Origin of the sequence: Mycolicibacterium tokaiense, from assembly GCF_010725885.1 — a bacterium.
GTDB classification, from domain to species: domain Bacteria; phylum Actinomycetota; class Actinomycetes; order Mycobacteriales; family Mycobacteriaceae; genus Mycobacterium; species Mycobacterium tokaiense.
Map to the genome: position 1 here is coordinate 4,777,567 of NZ_AP022600.1, position 18,706 is coordinate 4,796,272.

General features: G+C 68.3%; 23 protein-coding genes. 12 read left to right on the plus strand and 11 right to left on the minus strand.

The window, feature by feature from the left end; all coding sequences use genetic code 11:
- Positions 1-12: 12 nt before the first annotated feature.
- A complete protein-coding gene (locus G6N58_RS23300) occupies positions 13-531 on the plus strand; it encodes a MarR family winged helix-turn-helix transcriptional regulator (protein WP_115277108.1) in 519 nt (172 codons plus the stop codon).
- Between the two features lie 4 nt (positions 532-535).
- Here the strand turns inward: G6N58_RS23300 and G6N58_RS31095 are convergent, their stop codons facing one another.
- The 3 genes from G6N58_RS31095 to G6N58_RS30920 form a co-directional block, all read right to left on the minus strand.
- Positions 536-1,597 carry a hypothetical protein gene (locus tag G6N58_RS31095; protein WP_163908354.1) on the minus strand — a complete coding sequence of 354 codons (1,062 nt, stop codon included), beginning with the start codon at positions 1,595-1,597 and terminating at the stop codon, positions 536-538.
- Between the two features lie 281 nt (positions 1,598-1,878).
- Positions 1,879-2,238, minus strand: a complete 360-nt coding sequence (locus G6N58_RS30915) for a hypothetical protein (protein WP_232067964.1) — start codon at positions 2,236-2,238, stop codon at positions 1,879-1,881.
- A gap of 79 nt (positions 2,239-2,317) precedes the next feature.
- Positions 2,318-2,533 (minus strand): alpha/beta fold hydrolase, encoded by a 216-nt coding sequence (locus G6N58_RS30920; protein WP_232067965.1) that lies wholly within the window; start codon positions 2,531-2,533, stop codon positions 2,318-2,320.
- A gap of 19 nt (positions 2,534-2,552) precedes the next feature.
- Between G6N58_RS30920 and G6N58_RS23315 the strand changes: the two genes are divergently transcribed.
- Genes G6N58_RS23315 through G6N58_RS23330 form a run of 4 tightly spaced genes read left to right on the plus strand, consistent with a single transcriptional unit; the run spans position 2,553 to position 6,658 of the window.
- Positions 2,553-3,488, plus strand: a complete 936-nt coding sequence (locus tag G6N58_RS23315; RefSeq protein ID WP_232067966.1) for a GGDEF domain-containing protein — start codon at positions 2,553-2,555, stop codon at positions 3,486-3,488.
- 36 nt (positions 3,489-3,524) lie between these two features.
- Positions 3,525-5,054 (plus strand): fused MFS/spermidine synthase, encoded by a 1,530-nt coding sequence (locus tag G6N58_RS23320; RefSeq protein ID WP_115281319.1) that lies wholly within the window; start codon positions 3,525-3,527, stop codon positions 5,052-5,054.
- A 20-nt stretch (positions 5,055-5,074) separates the two neighbouring features.
- On the plus strand, positions 5,075-5,752 hold the full coding sequence (locus tag G6N58_RS23325; protein ID WP_115277107.1) for a haloacid dehalogenase type II: 678 nt from the start codon (positions 5,075-5,077) through the stop codon (positions 5,750-5,752).
- Between the two features lie 39 nt (positions 5,753-5,791).
- Positions 5,792-6,658: an EamA family transporter gene (locus G6N58_RS23330; RefSeq protein ID WP_172544945.1), complete on the plus strand. Its 867-nt coding sequence runs from the start codon at positions 5,792-5,794 to the stop codon at positions 6,656-6,658.
- 10 nt (positions 6,659-6,668) lie between these two features.
- Here G6N58_RS23330 and G6N58_RS23335 read toward each other — a convergent pair whose 3' ends face one another.
- Positions 6,669-7,259: a hypothetical protein gene (locus G6N58_RS23335; RefSeq protein ID WP_115277105.1), complete on the minus strand. Its 591-nt coding sequence runs from the start codon at positions 7,257-7,259 to the stop codon at positions 6,669-6,671.
- A 139-nt stretch (positions 7,260-7,398) separates the two neighbouring features.
- Positions 7,399-8,517 (minus strand): PE-PPE domain-containing protein, encoded by a 1,119-nt coding sequence (locus G6N58_RS23340; RefSeq protein WP_115277104.1) that lies wholly within the window; start codon positions 8,515-8,517, stop codon positions 7,399-7,401.
- A gap of 130 nt (positions 8,518-8,647) precedes the next feature.
- Here G6N58_RS23340 and G6N58_RS23345 point away from each other — a divergent pair, with 130 nt between their 5' ends.
- A complete protein-coding gene (locus tag G6N58_RS23345; protein ID WP_115277103.1) occupies positions 8,648-10,045 on the plus strand; it encodes an NAD(P)/FAD-dependent oxidoreductase in 1,398 nt (465 codons plus the stop codon).
- Here G6N58_RS23345 and G6N58_RS23350 read toward each other — a convergent pair.
- Complete coding sequence (locus tag G6N58_RS23350; RefSeq protein ID WP_115277102.1) at positions 10,039-10,308, minus strand: hypothetical protein; 270 nt, start codon at positions 10,306-10,308, stop codon at positions 10,039-10,041. The two genes, G6N58_RS23345 and G6N58_RS23350, sit on opposite strands and share 7 nt — an antisense overlap.
- Before the next feature lie 119 nt (positions 10,309-10,427).
- Here G6N58_RS23350 and G6N58_RS23355 point away from each other — a divergent pair, with 119 nt between their 5' ends.
- Together G6N58_RS23355 and G6N58_RS23360 are read left to right on the plus strand one after the other, a co-directional pair.
- Positions 10,428-10,793: an Hsp15 family ribosome-associated heat shock protein gene (locus G6N58_RS23355; RefSeq protein WP_163908669.1), complete on the plus strand. Its 366-nt coding sequence runs from the start codon at positions 10,428-10,430 to the stop codon at positions 10,791-10,793.
- Between the two features lie 43 nt (positions 10,794-10,836).
- Complete coding sequence (locus G6N58_RS23360; protein ID WP_172545047.1) at positions 10,837-11,601, plus strand: DUF6498-containing protein; 765 nt, start codon at positions 10,837-10,839, stop codon at positions 11,599-11,601.
- Here the strand turns inward: G6N58_RS23360 and G6N58_RS23365 are convergent.
- Positions 11,598-12,413, minus strand: coding sequence for an SDR family oxidoreductase (locus G6N58_RS23365; protein ID WP_115277101.1), 816 nt, complete (start codon positions 12,411-12,413; stop codon positions 11,598-11,600). The two genes, G6N58_RS23360 and G6N58_RS23365, sit on opposite strands and share 4 nt — an antisense overlap.
- A gap of 115 nt (positions 12,414-12,528) precedes the next feature.
- On the opposite strand from G6N58_RS23365, the gene G6N58_RS23370 reads away from it, so the two are divergent.
- The gene (locus G6N58_RS23370) at positions 12,529-13,434 is read left to right on the plus strand and encodes a LysR family transcriptional regulator (protein ID WP_115281316.1); all 906 of its coding nucleotides are present in this window, start codon (positions 12,529-12,531) and stop codon (positions 13,432-13,434) included.
- Positions 13,435-13,438: 4 nt separating this feature from the next.
- On the opposite strand, the gene G6N58_RS23375 is transcribed toward G6N58_RS23370, so the two are convergent.
- Positions 13,439-13,726 carry a hypothetical protein gene (locus tag G6N58_RS23375; protein ID WP_115277100.1) on the minus strand — a complete coding sequence of 96 codons (288 nt, stop codon included), beginning with the start codon at positions 13,724-13,726 and terminating at the stop codon, positions 13,439-13,441.
- Positions 13,727-13,780: 54 nt separating this feature from the next.
- On the opposite strand from G6N58_RS23375, the gene G6N58_RS23380 reads away from it, so the two are divergent.
- Positions 13,781-14,038, plus strand: a complete 258-nt coding sequence (locus G6N58_RS23380; protein WP_115281315.1) for a DUF3253 domain-containing protein — start codon at positions 13,781-13,783, stop codon at positions 14,036-14,038.
- Positions 14,039-14,055: 17 nt separating this feature from the next.
- On the plus strand, positions 14,056-14,178 hold the full coding sequence (locus G6N58_RS31100; RefSeq protein WP_264034544.1) for a hypothetical protein: 123 nt from the start codon (positions 14,056-14,058) through the stop codon (positions 14,176-14,178).
- On the opposite strand, the gene G6N58_RS23385 is transcribed toward G6N58_RS31100, so the two are convergent.
- Positions 14,175-15,362, minus strand: coding sequence for an acyltransferase family protein (locus tag G6N58_RS23385; protein WP_115277099.1), 1,188 nt, complete (start codon positions 15,360-15,362; stop codon positions 14,175-14,177). The genes G6N58_RS31100 and G6N58_RS23385 overlap by 4 nt on opposite strands.
- Before the next feature lie 149 nt (positions 15,363-15,511).
- On the opposite strand from G6N58_RS23385, the gene G6N58_RS23390 reads away from it, so the two are divergent.
- A complete protein-coding gene (locus tag G6N58_RS23390) occupies positions 15,512-16,426 on the plus strand; it encodes a zinc-binding dehydrogenase (RefSeq protein ID WP_115277098.1) in 915 nt (304 codons plus the stop codon).
- Here G6N58_RS23390 and G6N58_RS23395 read toward each other — a convergent pair.
- Complete coding sequence (locus G6N58_RS23395; protein WP_115281314.1) at positions 16,419-17,780, minus strand: NtaA/DmoA family FMN-dependent monooxygenase; 1,362 nt, start codon at positions 17,778-17,780, stop codon at positions 16,419-16,421. The two genes, G6N58_RS23390 and G6N58_RS23395, sit on opposite strands and share 8 nt — an antisense overlap.
- Before the next feature lie 34 nt (positions 17,781-17,814).
- Positions 17,815-18,699, minus strand: coding sequence for a MetQ/NlpA family ABC transporter substrate-binding protein (locus tag G6N58_RS23400; RefSeq protein WP_115277097.1), 885 nt, complete (start codon positions 18,697-18,699; stop codon positions 17,815-17,817).
- Positions 18,700-18,706: the final 7 nt, after the last annotated feature.

Here is an 18,706-nt window from a genome sequence, read left to right on the forward strand (position 1 = left end):
CGTCCGGATACCATGTCTGGCGTGTCCCAGTCGTCGAGAGGTGCCCCACCCACGGATGTCGTGGACGGCATTCGCAGCGAGTGGCAGCAGGCGTATCCCCATCTCGACACCGCACCCGTGGAGATCCTGGGCCGGGTGCATCGCATCGCCTCGATCAGTAACCAGCGCCTCGATCTGCACCTCGAGCGCCACGGCATCAACCGGTCGGAATTCTCCGTGCTCAGCGCCCTGGCCCGCGCCGCCCGTCCACTGCGCGCCAGCGAGGTGGTGTCGACCACCATGTTGAGCGGGGCGTCCATCACCAAGATCACCGACAGCCTGCTGCGTCGCGATCTCCTGACCCGGCAGAAATCCGAACGCGACGGCCGGGTGGTGCTACTGGTGCTGACGGACGCGGGCCGGGCCGTCGTCGACGACGAGATGCCGCGACGGCTCGCCGACGACGAGGCGATGATCGCCGGCCTCGATCCTGCAGAGCGCGACACCTTGGCCCAGCTGCTGCGCAAGGTCTGTGTGACGCTCGGCGGGTGACGGGTCAGTCCGAATCGTCGGAAACGCTGCCCTGTGAGCCGCTCGATCCGTTGCCTGCCCCGAGTCCGCCGGAGCCCCCCGTACCGCCGGCGCCGCCTTCCTTGCCACCGCTGACGCTGTCGGCATCACCGCCGTCGCCGCCGTCCCCGCCGCGACCACCGAGCCCGCCCGAGCCACCCAGGCCGCCGTCCCCGCCGGAGACGTCACCGCCGTCGGCGTCCGCGTCGCCACCCTGGCCACCCTTGCCGCCCTGACCCAGCAGACCGCCGCCGGCACCGCCCACGCCGCCGATGCCGCCCTTGGCGTCACCGTCGTCCGACGTGGCGGCGCCGCCCTGGCCGCCGGTGCCGCCGCGACCCCCGATTAGTCCGCCCGATCCGCCGGACCCGCCTGCTGCGCCCTCGGCAGCCTCGTCGACGCCGGCCTCCGAGGAGTCGTCCGCGCCCCCGCGACCCCCTGCGCCGCCGTTGCCGAAGCCCCAGCCCGCCTTGCCCCCGGCGCCTCCGGCGGTGGCATCAGATTCGCGGTCCGCATCGACGTACACCGCATCGACGCCGTCTCCGCCTGCCCCGCCGTTGCCCCCGAAGAGTCCGCCGGCACCACCTGCGCCGCCGGCAGTGGCCGGAAGGTTGTCCTGCGCAAAGGTTCCGGTGCCGCCGGTGCCGCCGTTGCCGAACAGGCCGGCATTTCCGCCCTTGCCACCGTTGGCGCCATTGCCGCCGTTACCGAAGAAGAGGCCACCGTTGCCTCCGTTGCAGGCGTCGCCGGTGCAGTCTGCGGAGGCGTTCACCCCGTCGCCGATCAGGAGTCCGCCGGTCCCGAACAGGGGGCGGGCGCTGAAGACATCGGGAAGCCCGGCCAGCGCGGCGGCGGAATCGCCGACTCCGGTGTCGCAGTTGGGGTCGAGGATGTCGCAGTCGGCGGCCACCAGGGCCACTGGGGTCTGCTGTGGCGTCGGGATGTCGGGAACGGCCAGCGCCAGTGCGCCCAGGCCCACCAGCGCGGCACCGGCAAGTCCGGTGGTGAGGTATTTCTGACCCGTGCGTCGCCCGGCGGTCACGTACATGGAGACTCCCTCGTTGCACACCACCCGGCGCTGCGGCCGGGTCGCTCCCTTAGTTTTTCCTGAGAGAGCCCGCCATGATTGTTGAGTTTGCCAGCGTGTCCGTCAAGCCCTGGCGGCGATATGCACCTACGTCAATATTTTGTTTGCGACAGAAGGTCAATGACGCCTCTTCGTCGGCCTTCGTAGTGACCACCGGTTTGCGCGAAACTCCGGCTCCCTGATGGCCGCGAAGCTACGATCATTTGCTTCGTCAGAACGGTGTCGGCTGCGTCGAGGGTAGGTCATCGAGCAACGCGCTGACCATCGGCGTCAGTACCATGCTCGGCCTCGCCGCCTCGCAACCTGAACATCGTGACGGCATGTTCGAGGGTGACCCCGTCCGCGTCGCCGACCATGACCATCGTCGGAGCCGGAATCGCGCGCACCTCGTCGTCGCTGATCTCCTGATCGTTGATGTTGAGCGTCTTCATCTTCGTTGTGTACGCCCCGAATGCATCTTGGTCCGGGGTGTGGGCCTTGAAGATCGTCTTGACCGTTGTCCCGGAAAAGCTCTCGGGAACAAGCGTTTTCATGGCCCCGAACACCGCCGGGTACCAACCGTCGCGATGGAAGGTTGCCGACATCATCACCAGTTTGTTCACCAGTGGGGCATGACGGATGGCGAGCTGCAGGGCTATCTCACCACCTTGTGAATACTCCAGTGCGTCAGCACTTTTCGCATCACGCGCGCGCAGCAGTGCGGCCGTGGCCCTGCTGATCGAACACGATCACGGTGCGTTCGGGCGCGAACGCACGCGTCCACGCCTGCGTCGAGTCGGTGGACATGAACGCACCCGGGATCGCCAAAAGCGGCGCGGCGGCGGCGTCGAGCGTGCCGTAGACCTCGAAGTAGATTTCCAGCCCGTTGGTCGGCAGGTGGCCGCTGCTGGAACTCATCGCGATCTAGTCTGGGCCGGTGAAACAGTGGGCCGACCCGGAACCCACGGTGTGGCGCTGGCACGCAGTCGGCCTGGTCGCCCTGCTGCTGATGCTGGGTCTGTACGCGGTGGCCGGGTATGCCGCCGGCGGTCGTGGCGGGCTCTTCGCCGTGTTGGGCACGTTCGCCGCCGTCGCGGTTGCCGCGGCGCTGCTGGGCAGGGCGTGCCGGTGGCAGGAGAGCCGCCGGCCGATGATCGCGTGGCCCACCATCGCACTGCTGGCCACGCTGTTCGCGGGCTGGGTGGACCCGGCGGCCACCCGCGATCTGCCTGGGACCATCACCATCACCTTCGCTTTCATCGGGCTCGCCTGCGGACGTGGACGCTCGATCCTGCTGCTGCCGTTGGGAATTGCTGCATTTGTGATAGCTGCCGACGATCCCGGCCTGCCCACCGTCGTGGTGACCGCGCTGATGTGGGTGCTGGTGGCTGAGGTGCCCGCGTGGTTGATCGCCCGGCTGGAGGAACAAAGTGCGCTCCTGCGTCGGATAGCGCAGACCGATGCGCTGACCCAGTTGCTCGACCGCAGCACCCTGGCCGCCCGGATGTCCGAGCACGCCGCGGATGCCGCGGTGCTGCTGATCGACCTCGACGGCTTCAAGCGCTACAACGATCGCTGCGGCCACGAGGAGGGCGACAAGCTGTTGGTCGCCTTCGCCGACGCGCTGCGCCAGTCGATCCGAGGGGAGGACCTGGCCTTCCGGCTCGGCGGTGACGAGTTCTTGGTGTTGCTGCCCAGGGCGGACCAAACGGCTGCCGAGGGTGTCCTGGTCGGGCTTCGGCAGCGCTGGTCCGAGGCCGGCACCCCCGTGAGCTTCAGCGTTGGCATCGCCGCCGCGGAGCCGGACCTGGTGCGGGTGGCTGACGAGCGGATGTACCGGGACAAGCGATCGCGCGGCTTGCCCGCGGACTGACGCGTCGACGTGATGTTGTTTTGGGAGGATGGGTCGGTGACCGGACCGACGCACTCCCCCGATGAGACACCGGCGCCCGGTTTGGGGTCCCGCGCTGCAGCGGTGCTGGCCGTGTTGTCGTCGGCGGCGGTGCTGGTAGTCGAGATCACCGCCCTGCGCCTGCTGGCTCCCTACCTCGGCCTCACACTCGAGACCAGCACCCTGGTCATCGGTATCGCGTTGGCGGCGATTGCCCTCGGGTCCTGGTTCGGCGGCCGCGCCGCCGACGTGGTGAATCCGCGTCGGCTCATCGGTGCAGCGTTGGGAGTGTCGGGTGCGGTGGTGGCGCTCACGCCCGCACTCTTGCGGACGGCGGCCGAGTGGGCCCAACCGCTGCTGATGCTGATCGCCGCGTTGACGATCCTGGTGCCCGGTGCCCTCTTGGCCGCAATCACCCCGATGGTCACCAAGCTGCGTCTGACCAGTCTGACCGAGACCGGGACCGTGGTGGGCCGCCTGTCCGGGCTGAGCACTGTCGGCGCCATCGCCGGTACGGTGCTGACCGGCTTTGTCCTGATCACCTGGTTGCCCGTGAGCGCCATCCTGGTCGGTCTGGGCGTCCTGCTGGTCCTCGGCGGGGCGCTCGTCGAGTGGCGGATGCGGCGCTGGAACGCCGGGCGCACCGCAGTGCTGACCGTCTTCACGGTGGCCGGCGGGCTTGCGGGCTACTTCGGGCCCGGCGGCTGCGACACCGAGACCAAATACCACTGCACCCGCGTGATCGCCGATCCTGAACGCAGCAGTGGCCGCACTCTGCTGCTCGACGGCATTCAGCACTCCTACGTCGATCTCGATGACCCGACGTTTTTGCGCTACACCTATGTCCGCGCCATTGCTTCGGTGGTCGATGCGGCTTTCCCGCGCGGCCAAGCGCTGGCGGCCTATCACCTCGGTGGCGGGGGGCTCACCGTGCCGCGATACCTGGCGGCCACCCGGCCGGGCACCCGCAGCGTCGTCTCCGAGATCGACGGTGGCGTGGTGCGGATCGACTACGACGAGCTCGGTCTGCCGCGGGATGCCGGGATCGAGGTGCGGGTCGAGGATGGCCGGCTGGGGCTGCGCGAGCTGGAGTCCGACAGCCGCGATCTCGTCGTCGGCGACGCGTTCGGTGGTGTCGCGGTGCCCTGGCACCTCACCACGGTGGAGGCTGTGAGCGAGGTCCACCGGATACTCGACGCCGACGGGGTGTACGTGGCGAACCTGATCGACTACGGCAACCTCGGCTTCGCCCGCGCCCAGGTGGCCACCTTGCGGGACGTCTTCGAGCACGTGGTGGTGCTGGGAGAACCCAACGACCTGGGGCTCGATCCGGTGGAGCCCATCGACGGCGGGAACATGGTGGTGGTGGCCTCGGATCGACACCTGGATCTGGATGCGGTGCGACGGGCTCTGGATGCCGAATCCACCGGGTGGACCGTGTCGTCGGGCGACGACCTGGCCCGTTGGGTTGGCGATGCGGTGGTCCTGCGCGATGACCATGCCCCGGTTGACCAACTGCTCGAACCCACCCGGCCGGCGCGAAGCTGACCGGCGCGTAGGTTGGTCCCGTGGTGCGCGCCCTGGTTTTCGACGTCTTCGGCACGCTCGTCGACTGGCGCAGCGGTGTCGCCGAGGCATTCCGAGCGGCCGACGTCCCCGGTGATCCGGGTGAGCTCGCCGACGCGTGGCGGGCGCGGTACCGGCCGATCCTGGACGCGGTCAACGACGGCCAACGGCCGTGGGGCACCTTCGACGAGCTGCATCTGGTGACACTGGACGATCTGCTCGCCGAACGCGGGGTGTCTGTGCCGCTTGCAGTGCGTCAGCAGTTGGTGCATGCCTGGCACCGGCTGGACCCGTGGCCGGATGCGCGCAGCGGGCTCGAGGAGCTGCGCCGCGAGCGAGTGGTGGCGCCGCTGTCCAACGGCCACGTCGCACTGCTGGTGGACCTGGCCCGACACGGCGATCTGCGCTTCGACTGTGTGCTGTCGGCCGAACTGGCCAACGCCTACAAGCCGGCGCCCCAGACGTACTTGACCGCAGCCCGGCTGCTCGACGTCGCACCAGAAGATCTGATGCTCGTCGCGGCCCACCCGTCCGATCTGCAGGGCGCCCGATCCGCCGGGCTGCGCACCGCGTTCATCGATCGCCCTCTGGAGTTCGGGCCGCACACCGCGTCCCGGCAGGACCCGGCGGCCGATGTCTCGGTGGCTGATCTGCACGAGCTGGCGGTGGCGCTGCAATAGCCCCTGGACAGGGGTGCAGAAGGTGGCTTAGATGCACGAGTGATTGCTGAGCACGCCCGCAGCGGCGTTGCCATGGCCATCGGCGCCCAGGTCTCGGTCCAGCTCGGCATGGTTGTCGCCATCGGGCTGATCGACCGGATCGGCTCGGACGGCACCGCGTGGCTGCGGATGGCGTGGGCGGGGGTGCTGCTCCTGGTCGTCGTCCGTCCCCGCCCCTCGGCATTCACCTGGCGAACCTTCGGCATGTGTGTGGTTCTCGGATGCGTCACCGCCGCGATCTCGCTGCTGTTCATGGCCTCCCTGGACCGCCTCAGTCTCGGCACGGCAACCGCCCTGGAATTCCTGGGACCGCTCGCGGTAGCGGCCGTGCACGGCCGCGGACGGCACCGGTACGTCTGGCCCGGGCTGGCCGCGCTGGGCGTCATCCTGCTGTGTGAACCATTCAGCGGCGGCATCGACGCCAAGGGGGCGCTGCTGGCCATCGCAGCCGGAATCTGTTGGGCGGCCTACATTCTGCTGACACAGCGGGTCGGTGACGAGGTGGCCGGCGTCAACGGCCTGGCGATCTCGATGCCGGTTGCTGGGCTGGTCTCGAGTCTTTTCGTGAGCACAACGGTGTTCGAGAACATGACACCCGAGCTGCTGCTGATCGGGCTCGGCATGGCGGTCCTGCTGCCGGTGGTGCCCTACGTGCTGGAGCTGGTGGCATTGCGCTCGCTGACCACCGCTACCTTCGGAACTCTGATGGCGCTCGAACCCGCGTTCGCGCTCGTGGTCGGATGGCTGCTGCTGGAACAGGACTCCGGTGTGCTGGGCATCCTCGGTATCGCCGCGGTGGTGGCTGCGGGCATCGGTGCGGCCAGGGGTGGTGGCCGGGAGATGGCCGTCCCCCTCGAAGTCGGTTGACCCGGCTCCCTCAGGGTGCCGGGAACACCGGAGCCGGCGCGGCCGGCCCCGCCGGCGGAGCCGGGAAGACCGGGGCGGCGGGGTCACCGGCGGGCTGGTCGTACCAGCCGGGAGGCGGCGGTCCGCTGAGCGGGTGATAGCCCTCGGGCAGCGCAGGACCGCCCAGCTGCGGCTCGGCGGAGTTGCGTTCCCCGGGCGCGGACGTGGTGGACTCCGGTGCATTGATCGACACGAAGCCCGGCGGCAGCGCCGGAGCGGGGCCGGCCCCTGCGGGCGGCGGCGCCGGAGCACCTGCGGGCCCACCGGCCAGCGCACCTACCGGGTCACCGCTGCGGGCGGCGCGCCAGATGTCGCCGAGGTAGCCGAACGGGCTGCCGGAGTTGCCCTGGCCGTAGGCCGGATTCGCCATCTGCGGCACCGGTGGAGGTCCGGGTGGCGGAGGCGGCATCGCCGGCCCGGGCGCAGGCGGCGGCGCGGGTACCGGCTCGGCAGCGGCAGTGCCCGCGGCGCCGAGCGCGCCCGCGGCGGCCAGCAAGCCGGCGAGTGCGACCTTGGCGGCCAACGTGGCCGATACCGGTGTGTCGTGTTCCCGCTCAGTCATGAATCCCCGTAGTTCCTCTCGTATGGCGCCCGCGAGGCGTCCGTAAAGGATCGCAGGACCGACATCGCCCCTAGGCTAACGCCTCCACCGAAGATCGTCAGCCCGATCACACCCGCTATCGCGCCGGTCATCCGCCTCGTTACGCCTGGCCGGCGTCGTCGGCCTCGTTGGATGCCGGCTGATCGTCACCGCCACCGGCATCGGTGTCGTCATCGGTGTCCTCGTCCGCAGTGGGCGCGTCTTCGTCGGTCTCGGTGGTGTCGTCGGTCTCGGTCTCGGTCTCGCTGACCTCATCCTTGTCGACTTCATCCTCATCTGAGTCGTCCGTCAGCGACGCAGCCCTGACCGAACCTGAGCTGCGCGACGGACGTTCCTCGGAGTCGGACTCGTCCTCCTCGACAGCCGCGGTCTCGGCATCGGTGCCCGCGGGAACCGGCGCCTCGAACAGCTCATCGGCCTCCTCCTGGGTGGACGGCCTGTCGTACTGCGCCTCGACGTGTTCACGCCAGTCGTCGTTCACCAGATCTGCCACCCAGCCGAGACCGAGGTTGCGCAGCGGATCCAGGATCGGCAGGTCTTGGTCGACCACCATCTCGTAGGTGATCCCGCCGGCGGTCCAGGTCACCACGTTGCCCGCGGCTCGCTCAGCGTCGAGATCGAGGTCGTCGTAGACAGTGGGATGGACGAACAACATGCCGTACACCGCGTTGGCGACGGCCAGCACATCGAACCGGTCCGGCCAGTCGGCCCAGCCGTCGTACTGCTTCCACACCTCGGTGACCTCGAAGCCGGTATCGGTGGGGACCCTGGGCGCCCACGGCACGCCGTAGGTGTTCTCCGGGTCGCCGACCAGCAGGAACGACGTGGAGCCCGGGTCAACCGCGGTGGTCGGGGCGTAGTTGCGCAACCAGAAGCCGGCCACCTGGGCGCCCTGGGAGAAACCGAACACGAGCTTGGTGTCGGCGTCTGCGGTCAATCGGTCATCGAGGCGGGCGGCGCCCTGAGAAATGGCTCCGTTCTCGCCGAACACACCGCGCCGGTGCGACAGGTCCAGCGAGGCCGACGTCGGGACCCGTTCGCACTCGTACACCAGGCAGACCGCTCCCCCGAACAGGCTGGGGGTGGTCTCGGCCAGGTTGTAGTTCAGCGGCTCCAGTGTGTAGGCCGTCGCAGCCTTTGCCGCCGGTGTCGCAGTCGGCGGGGCGGCAACCAACGCGCCGGCCAGCACCGCGATCGGGATCACCACAGATCTGTTCATCGAAAACCGCCCCCTACCCCCCGCGTCACGCACGTAGTGGAGGTGACGCTAGCAAATCCAGCATTCCCTGGCGGGGGAACACAGCGGTTTGCTGCACGGGATCCGAAGCCAGGTCGGGTAGACCTGTGTCATGACACGGTCTCGGGTGTTGATCCTCGGCGGCGGCTTCGGCGGCCTGTTCTGCGCGCGTCGTCTCGGCGGAGTGGATGTCGACGTGACACTGGTGGACCGGGCCGGCTCCCATGTTTTCCAGCCGCTGCTCTACCAGTGCGCCACGGGGACCCTGAGCATCGGTCAGATCAGCCGGTCGCTGCGTGAGGAGTTGGCCGGTCATCACAATGTCACCACGCTGATGGGGGAAGCGTGTGACATCGACGTCGATGCGCGGCGGGTCACGGTGCGCCGACCTGACGACACCACCTTCGGGCTGGATTACGACGTGCTGGTCCTCGCAGTCGGGATGCGGCAGGCGTACTTCGGGCACGAAGAGTTCGCCCAGTGGGCGCCGGGCATGAAAACCCTCGACGACGCCGTGAGCATCCGGCGACGGCTGTTCGGCGCCTTCGAGATGGCCGAGACCCTGCCGCCCGGACCGGACCGGGACGCCTGGCTGACCTTCGCCGTCGCCGGCGGTGGGCCCACCGGTGTTGAGTTGGCCGGCCAGATCCGGGAGATGGCCACCCGGGCACTGGCCAACGAGTTCCACAGCATCGAGCCCCAAGACGCCCGGGTGATGCTCTTCGACGGCGGTGAGCGGGTGCTGGGCAGCTTCGCGCCGGCGCTCACCGACAAGGCGACCAGGATCCTCCAACAGCTCGGCGTCGAACTGAATCTGGGTGTGCACGTCACCGATGTGCGCAGCGACGGAATAACCGTCACCCCGAAAAGTGGTGGACCCGAACAGGTTCACCGCACTCACACCGTGCTGTGGACTGCGGGGGTGGAAGCAGTTCCGTTCGCCCGCAAGGTCGCGGCCGCCTTGGGCGCCCAGACCGACAAGGCCGGTCGCATCGCGGTCGAGGCTGACCTCACGGTGCCCGGGCATCCCGAAGTGTTCGTGATCGGCGATCTGGTGGGACGCGATCATCTGCCCGGTGTCGCCGAGAACGCCATGCAAGGTGGTCTGCACGTCGCGTCCTGCATCCGTCGCGACGCCACCGGCGCGCCCCGGCGCCCATACCGCTACCGGGATCTCGGGTCAGCGGCCTACATCAGCTACGGGCACGCCCTGCTGCAGGCCGGGCCGGTCAAGCTGTCCGGCCGGCTCGGGTGGCTTGCCTGGGGCTTCATCCACATCGCGTTTCTCACCGGCGTGCAGAACCGGATCAGCACCGTCGCCTCGTGGCTGACCACGATCGGGCGGGCTCGCCGCACCGACCGTACGTTCACCCTGGGCAACACCACCTCGCCGGAACACCCGTACAACTGGCTGAAGTTTGTGCATCCCAACATGATTCACCACACAACGACAGGGGCCACCGCGAACCCGGAGGTTCGTGGTGGCCCCGTCGTCGACGCCGATCAGTAGGTCGGGACGAACACTCCGTTGACCCAGACACCCCAGTGCTGCCAACCCTGGTCCCAGACCTGCGGGTTGCCCTGGGCCCAGATCGGATCAACCGGTTTGGGCGGAGCCCAGGCCGGCGGCGTTGCCGTGCTGGGGCCGGCCGGCGGCACCGGCGGCGGAGTCCAGCCCGGCTCGGCGGCAGCCGTCGCGGCGCCGAACCCGGCGGCACCTACAGTCAGGCCGCCCACCATGGCGGCCCCGGCGAGAACTTTCTTCCACTTCATGACAGATCACTCCATTCCTGGGTCCACTGCGACCCATTTCCTGTTGCGAACAGGATCTAACTAACCCGCGGACCGGGGTGATAAACCCGAATGTGACGATCGAGGTGATGATGGACGGTGTGGAATCGACCCGCGTGGACCGGTGGCTGTGGGCGGTGCGGCTGGCCAAGACCCGACCTGACGCGGCCGAGGCCTGCCGCGGCGGGCACGTCCGCGTCAACGACCGCACGGCCAAACCCTCCACCACGGTGGTCCCCGGCGATACCGTGCGCGCCCGGCTCGGCGACACCACCCGCATCGTCGAGGTGGTGCAGGTGATCCAGAAACGGGTCGGGGCCCCGGTGGCCGTGACCTGCTATCTGGACCGCACACCGCCCCCGCCGAGTGTGCCCGCCATCCCCATTGCGATGCGCGACCGCGGTACCGGTCGTCCCACCAAACGCGACCGCCGGGTGCTGGACAGGTGGCGGGCCGGTCAAGGCTGATCCAATCGCGGGATTGACGTGCGACGATGTGCCGGTGACCCGCATGGCACACGTGCTGACGCTGTTGGGCGTGATCGCGGTACCGGTCATCGGCTGGTTCGCCGCGGACTGGTCCGGGGCCACCACCTTGGTGGTGTACTGGTTCGAGACGCTGGCGGTGTGCGGCTTCATCTGCGCCAGGCTGGCCCTGCACCGGCGCTGGAAACCGTTGCGCGGACACTTCGACTACCGCGGACCCAGCGAAGGGCGGAGCGCCCAGACCTCCTCGTTCATCTCGGGGTTTGCGTTGATCGCGTTCGCATTCAGCGCAGCGCACGGACTGTTCCTCGGCGTCATCCTGTTGTTGCTCAACCACAACGGGGTCGGATCGCTGGTCCAGATCGACTGGCACAGTGTGGGTTTTGGATGCCTGACGGTGGTCGGGCTGTTGGCCCTGGATTTTCTGATCGATCTCATCAGCCTGCGGCAGTGGACGTTCTGGCAGGTCGAGCAACTGGCCAACGGCGGACTGTCCCGGGTGATCGTGGTGCACCTGACGCTCATCTTCGGATTCCTCGGGGTGGCCATCACCAGTGCTCCGGACGCGTTCTTCGGCGTTTTTGTGGTCCTCAAGAGCATGGCCGCGCTCAGTGGTGTGGTTCCCCAATACGAGCCGGCCGTGGCGCCGAAATGGTTGAGCTCCATCATGAATCGGGTGCCCAGCGTCCACCCGGGCAAGAAGTTCGAGGACTTCTGGACCCAGGATCGCGCCGACGAGCGAGAGCGCCGGGAGCGTAACGAACAACCCTGGGTACGGGGCCGGCGTTAATCGAAGTCGGCGGTGGCGGCGTTGTCGCGTTGGGCGGACACCTCGATCAGCCGCTGCGACAGGGCGGCGGTCATCAGAGCCCAGGCGTCGGACCCCAGCACCAGGCGCCGGGGCGGGTGATCAGCGTCGGCCGCCCGGATGATCGCGGCCACAGTGCGTTCCGGGCTGTCGGGCATGTCCTCCTCGGCGATCGCGGCCACGTCGGCCGGGCCCCCGCGATACGAGGCGCTGAGGTCCACTCGGGCTGCGGCATCGAAGAACCCGGTACGCACCACCCCCGGTTCGATCAGCGTGGTGTGAATGCCGAAGGGTTCCACTTCGACGGCCAGCGCGTCATAGAAGCCCTCGATGCCCCACTTGGTGACGTGATACAGCGAGAAGGCGGGGAAGGTGATCTGTCCGCCCATGCTCGACATCTGCATCAGATGGCCGCCGCCCTGGGCGCGCAGTCGCGGCACCACCGCTCTGGCCAGCTGGATACTGGCGGTCAAATTGGTCGCGATCATCTGATCGATCTGCTGGTCGGTCAGATCCTCGGCGACGCCGAACACCCCGTATCCGGCATTGGAGACGGCGACGTCGATGTGCCCCACCTCGTCGAACGCCTCGCCCACCACCTGCCGCATCGCGGTGGTGTCGGTGACGTCCAGAGCGCGCCGCCAGAGCCGGGCGCCGTAACGGGTGGCCAGGTCGTCGAGATCTGTCGGGCGGCGGGCGGTGGCCGCCACCGTGTCGCCCCGTTCGAGCGCCTGCTCCACCAGCAGCCGCCCCATACCGCGGGAGGCGCCGGTGATGAACCAAGTCGTGGTCATGTGAATCCCTCTCTGTTGATACAAGTCAACCGGGCGCGGGACCGTTGTTATCCATTCCGGTTATGAGAAGTTCGGCGAGTACCCATACGTAAAATGAATGGCTACCGTGGAGCCCGTGGACGAAGTGACGCTCGAAGGCCTGCGGGTGTGCCGGGAAATCGCACTCCTGGGGTCCTTCAGTGCGGCAGCACGCTCGCTCGGTTACTCCCAGCCGGCCATCTCACGTCAGGTGGCCGCCATGGAAAGCGCTGTGGGACAACAGTTGTTCATCCGCGAAGTGCGCGGGGTGAACCTCACTGCGGCGGGATCCGTGCTGCTCGAACACGCGCCGCGCATTCTCGGCAACGTAGCCGACCTGCAGCGCAACCTCGAGAGCCTCGGTGACAGCGTGACCGGACGCGTGTCGGTGGGGGCCTTCCCCGCGGCCATGGCCGTGCTGGTGCCCCTGGCGGTCGCGCACCTGGGTGGTGAGCATCCCGGGCTTCGGGTGGCGCTGACGGAGGCAGCCACCCCCGCCTTGCTGCGCGACTTGCGCACCGCCCGTCTCGATGTGGTGGTGATCGGTGTGGGCGCCGGTCTGCCCGACTATGACCTCGATGGACTCCGGTCGCACCGGGTGTACGCCGGCGACCTGTGTGTTGCCGTCAGCCGGCACCACCGGTTGGCCGCTTCGGCCGAGGTCGACGTCCGGGAACTGCTCGATGAAAGCTGGATCGCCGGAACCGGTTCCACAGCTGAACCCCAGTTCGGCGCCTGGCCCACGCTGCCTGATCCGGTGATCAGGTATCGGCTGCGGGGCTGGCCGGCACGGTTGGGCATGGTCGCAGCCGGACTCGGGATCTGCCTGCTCCCGGAGCTGGCGGCCCGCTCGGTCCCCGCGGGCGTGGCCGTCCTCCGGGTCCGGGATGCCGGATGGAGCGGCCGGGCCACCCTGGCGCTCACTCGGGAGGACCCGGCGCCGTCTCTGACCGCTGTGGTGGCCGCGCTGCGCGCCGCTGCCGGCGATATCGCCGCACCCTGAGGACTCACCCGGGATCGGGCACCTGGGCTTGCCAGCGTCGCCGGCGCTGCTGCTCGGTCTGCTCCCACCAGGGCGGGCTCCCGCGCTCCCCCAGAGCCACCTTCGCGGCCTGCACCCCGGCCCGCGCCGCCGCCTCGCCCTCGGTGCCCTTGGTGCGACGGACCTCCCGTCGCCACGCCATCAGCACGCGGGTCAGCTCGGCTCGGCGCGCCTCCGGGATCATCGGGTCCGTCGCACGCCACCGGCGGCCGTCGATCAGGAAGTGGTGACCGTCGTCGGTCAGCTCGGGCATCGCTGTGGATAGCCTGCGGGCCCGAACCGGAAACCGGGTATCCGCGACGGCGTGGTGGCATCGCTTCGACGGCAGCTGCGAGACAGCATCCGGGACATGGCGACCGCACGCGGCCCGGAAAGCAGCATCTGCCCCTCCGACGCGGCGCGGGCTGTCGGTGGCCAGGACTGGCGCGACCTGATGGACGACGCCCGCGACTGCGCGCGCGAACTGGCCCGAGCCGGCCAGGTGGAGATCACCCAGCGTGGTGAGGTGCTGGATCCCGACGCACAGTGGCGTGGACCGGTGCGTATCCGCATAGTGCGCCGCTGAACGGGTATCGCTGGCTGATGACTGCACCTGGTTCCCCTGATTCCGATCAGCACGACGCGGACGTCCCGCCCGCCAATCCGGCCTACGCGACCCCGCCCCCGGACGGGCTGCCCGACGCCGAGAGTGCGGACACCGACTAAGCGGATTTGAGGGTGCCGTGCGCGGCCTTTTCGGTGCGGATGTCCACCGGGAGTTTGCGGACGTCGATCATCCGGCGCATCCACAGCCGGGCCGGCTCCTCGACGAAGTGATACAGCAGCGCTGAGGCGGCCAGGGCCCCGAGGATCAACCCCGCCACCACCCCTTTGGCCCACCAGCTGGGCACCAGCACGATCTCGAACTGGAGCACCGCCCAATTCCAGGCGGTGTGCACGATCTCGTGCACCATGTAGAGACAGAACGAGATGTGCCCCAGATAGACCATCGGCCGCCACGACAGCAGAGTCGGCAGGCTGCCCGCGCCGACGGCAAGCGCGACCACGAACGGGACGAACAGCACGTCCACCAAGCCCACCGAGTCGTAGATCCGCGGCGAGGGGTTGGCGTCGAACCAGTAGAGCAGGCCCACGATGGCCGCCACCAGTCCCAGCGAGGTCCAGCCCGAAATTCGGCGGGAGCGGTCAGTGGGCCGCAGCTTGCGGACCGCGGCGCAGGCCAGAGCCCCCGCGGTGAACTGCATGACGATGCGGGGCAGCCAACTCCACGGCGAGTAGAAGTAGCCGCTGGCCAGCAGCAGCATGATCGGGGGCAGCGACGCCGCAACTGCCAGCAGGATCAGCCCGCGGGCGCGGGTGGCCTGGCTGATCCGGAAGATCACCAGGATCAGCGCCCCGAACAGTAGGTAGGCCAGCCATTCTGCGCTGATGGACCAGGCCGGCCCGTTCCAACTGGTGCCGTCGAAGAACGGCACGGACCACAACTGCACCATGAAGAACTGCGACAGATAGTTACCGGCGGTGAGTTCGTGGACGGCCTCGCTGGGAATGTGGCCGACGTAGAGGGTGAAGATGATCCACAGCGCAGCCAGGTGCATGGTCACCAGGTAGATGGGCCAGACGCGGGCCAGCCGTAACCACAGGAAGTGCAGGGTGGCTCTGGTGGACCAATGCGGCCCCATCTTGTCCAGGTAGCTCCAGGTCAGCACGAACCCGCTGAGGATGAAGAACAGGTCCACGCCCTGGGCGCCACTGTTGAGGACGGGTGCCAGCGCGGAGCGGAAACCAGGTGCTGCCTGCTCCAGCAACGGACGGAAGTGGAACAGCACAACCCATAGGGCAGCCACGATGCGCAAGCCGGACAGGGCTTTGATCTCTCCGGTGCGCACAAGACTCTTTCGTGTGGATTTCTGCAGGTTTCGATTCGGCGTCGGCGGTTCGGACGATACCAGCGAGGGGGTGGCGTCGCGGTGCCCCGACGCGCCCCCGGCGGTGTGTTCACAGGGAATAACCACTATCCGGTGACGTTGCCGGACACATGCGAGCCATCGTCTACAACCCCCGCGCCCGAGCCGATCTCGACTTCGCCGACGTCGCGGAACCGCAGCCGGCGGCGAATGAGGCCCTCATCGAAGTGCGAGCCATCGGGCTGAACTTCGGGGAGATCCATTGGGTCGACTTCGCCCGGCAGCCTGGGGAGATTCCCGGCTGGGACAGTGCGGGTGTGGTCCTGCAGGCAGCCGCCGACGGCTCGGGTCCGCCGCCCGGCACCCGGGTGGTGGGATTCGGTCCGGCGGCGGGATGGGCGCAGCGCCGGGCGGTGGCGACGCAGAACCTGGCTACGTTGCCCGACCGCGTCGACTTCGAGGAGGCGGCGGCGGTACCCGTGGCCGGCGTCACGGCGCTGCAGGCGCTGCGCGCCCTCGGTCCGATCGTCGGGCGCCGCGTCTTGATCACCGGCGCCTCGGGCGGTGTCGGTCGCTTCGCGGTCCAGATAGCGGCCCGGGCCGGCGCCCATGTCATCGCCGCGGTGGGGAGCCGGGCGCGCGGGGCGGGACTGACCGAGCTGGGCGCGGACGAGGTTGTCGTCGGCCTGGCCGAAGTCGACCAGCCGGTCTTCGGAGTACTGGACAACGTGGGCGGCGAATTGCTGGACGAGGCCTTCCGGTTGGTCGGCGAAGGCGGGTCGGTGCAGTCCATCGGGATGGCGTCCGGGCGACCCACCACGATTGACTTCGAGGCGCACCGGCGCCTCGGCGTGCACAAGCGCATCGAACCGTTCACCGTGCGCCTGCCGCTGCGCGACGATCTGAACCACCTGCTGACGCTGCTGGAACGCGGCGACCTGGACCCGCAGATCGGTCTACGCGACAGCTGGGACACCATTGCGGACGCCGCCGAGGCGCTGCTGGGCCGCCGCGTTGCGGGAAAGGCGGTGTTGACGGTCAGCTGACCCGCGGGATTCCGTTGCGCAGGTTGTTGTCGGCGAAGGCGCCGCGGAACTCCGCCGCGGGGTGCGAGTCCGGCAACCTGTCCCCCTTGCCCAGCAGCTTGTGCCGCAGCGTTCCCGATTTCTCGGTGGTGATCAGGCCACGCTCACGCAACGTGGGGAACAGCCGGTCGGCCACTTCCTGGAATGAGCCCGGAACGGTGGCGTGGTAGACGTTGATGCCGTTGACGCCCGCGTCGCGCCAGTCTTCGAGGCGATCCGCGATTTCACTGGCGGTGCCCACCACGCGGTTGGCACCCTCCATCACCCAGGCCAGATCCCGGATGGTCGGCTCCGCATTGCCCGACGACTCCGCGGCCCACCGGGCGTAGCTCTTCACTCCGGTGAACTCCCCCAGTTCGCTCAGCGGGGTGTCGAGCGGATGGCTGCCCGCGTCGATGCCGGCGTCACCGAGGGCATGCAGCGCAACACCTTCCAGATCGAGGTAACGCTTGATCTCGTCGTTGCGCCGTACCGCCTCGGCGTGGGTGTCGCCGATGACGAAGGACAGTCCCTGCGCGAAGGTGATGTCGTCGGGGTCGCGTCCGTTGTCTGCGGCCAGTCGGCGCGTCTCCGTCGTCAGTGTGTGCGCGGCTTCGGGATTCGGGCTGCTGATATAAACGCCCTCCGCGTTGCGCGCCGAGAACAGCTGCCCGGCCGGCGAGGAGCCGGCCTGGAACAGCACCGGGGTGCGCTGCGGGGACGGCGAGGAAAAGTGTGGGCCCTCCACGGTGTAGCGCTTGCCGACATGGTTGATCTTGTGGATCTTGCCCGGGTCGGAGTGGATTCCCCGTTCTTTGTCCTGGACCAGGGCGTCGTCGTCCCAGGAACCCTCCCACAGCTTGTAGGCCACCTCGACGTACTCATAGGCCCATTCGTAGCGCTCGTCGTGGGCGAGGGTGCCCTCGTGACCGAAGCTGCGGAACATGTTCTCGTTGAAGCTGGTCACGATGTTCCAGCCGAGTCTGCCGTCGGTGTAGTGATCCAGTGACGACATCCGCCTGGCGAAGTCGAACGGGTGGTCCTGGATGATCGAACTGGTGAACACGATGCCCAGGTTCTCGGTGGCCGCCGCCAGCGCCGAAGCCAGCACCGACGGGTCGTTCACCGGTATCTGGATGCCCGCCTCGACGGCCTTGCTCCAATTGCCGTTCCACGTCTGGCGCAGACCGAAGACATCGGCGAAGAACAACAGGTCGTAGCCGGCCTTGTCGACCTGCGCGGCCAGCGACGTCCAGTGCCGCAGTTCGTTGAACTTGTGGTTCTGCGCTTCCGGTGCCCGCCAGAGTCCGTGCAGCACATGAGAAGCGGTGTTCATGACAAACGCCGAGTAGTAGAGCGGCCTCGTGGTGTCAGCCACCGATGGGGCCCAGCGTGTCGCGGATCAGGGCGTTGTCGGTGGTCTCCAGGAACTCGGCGATCTTGGGGTCTTGGAAAGTCTCGATCAGCTTCTGCACGTTCGGATCCTCGAGGTGCTTGTTGCTCACCACGAGTCCGCCCTCGCTACCCGCGGGGGCGGGGTGGCGGGCCAGGATCTGGTCTTCGGTCAGACCGGCGGCGTAGACGTCGGAGATGTGCACGGTGACGGCATCGACGTCGGCGAGGCTGCGCGCCAACTGGCCGATGGGCACCTGGACGAACTCGTAATTCTTCGGATTGGACTCGATGTCGCCCAACTGCGGCAGGCCGTCGATGGTGTCCTTACCTGGCTTCAGTGTGATCTGACCGGCCTCGGCGAGGTCCAGCAGGGCGATGGCCTGGCCGGCCGGGTCGTCGCGCAGGGCGATGCTGGCCCCTGTGGGCAACTCATCCCAGCTGCGGTAGTTGTTCGAGTAGGTGGCCTGATCCCAGGTGAATGTCGGTGCAGCCAGGGTCAATTCGAAACCGTTGGCGGCGATGGCGTCGTTGAGGAACGGCTGGTGCTCGAAGAAGTTGCCGGCGACGTTGCCGGCGTCGACGGCGCGGTTGATCTCGATCAGGTTGTCGATCTGGACCGGTTCGATGGTGATGCCATGATCGGGTGCGACCTCGGTGCTGATGAACTGCAGCAGGTTCTCAGCGGCGATGTCGGTGCTCCAGGTGGCCACTTTCAGATTGGTGCCGAAAGGTTGATCCGCATTGGAGGTGTTGGCGTAGATGATGCCGCCGACGACGGCGGCAATGGCCACCCCGCCACCGGCAAGCTTCAACACCAGCGGCCTGCGGCCACGCTTCTTGGTTTCGATCGCGATGGTCACAGTTTTC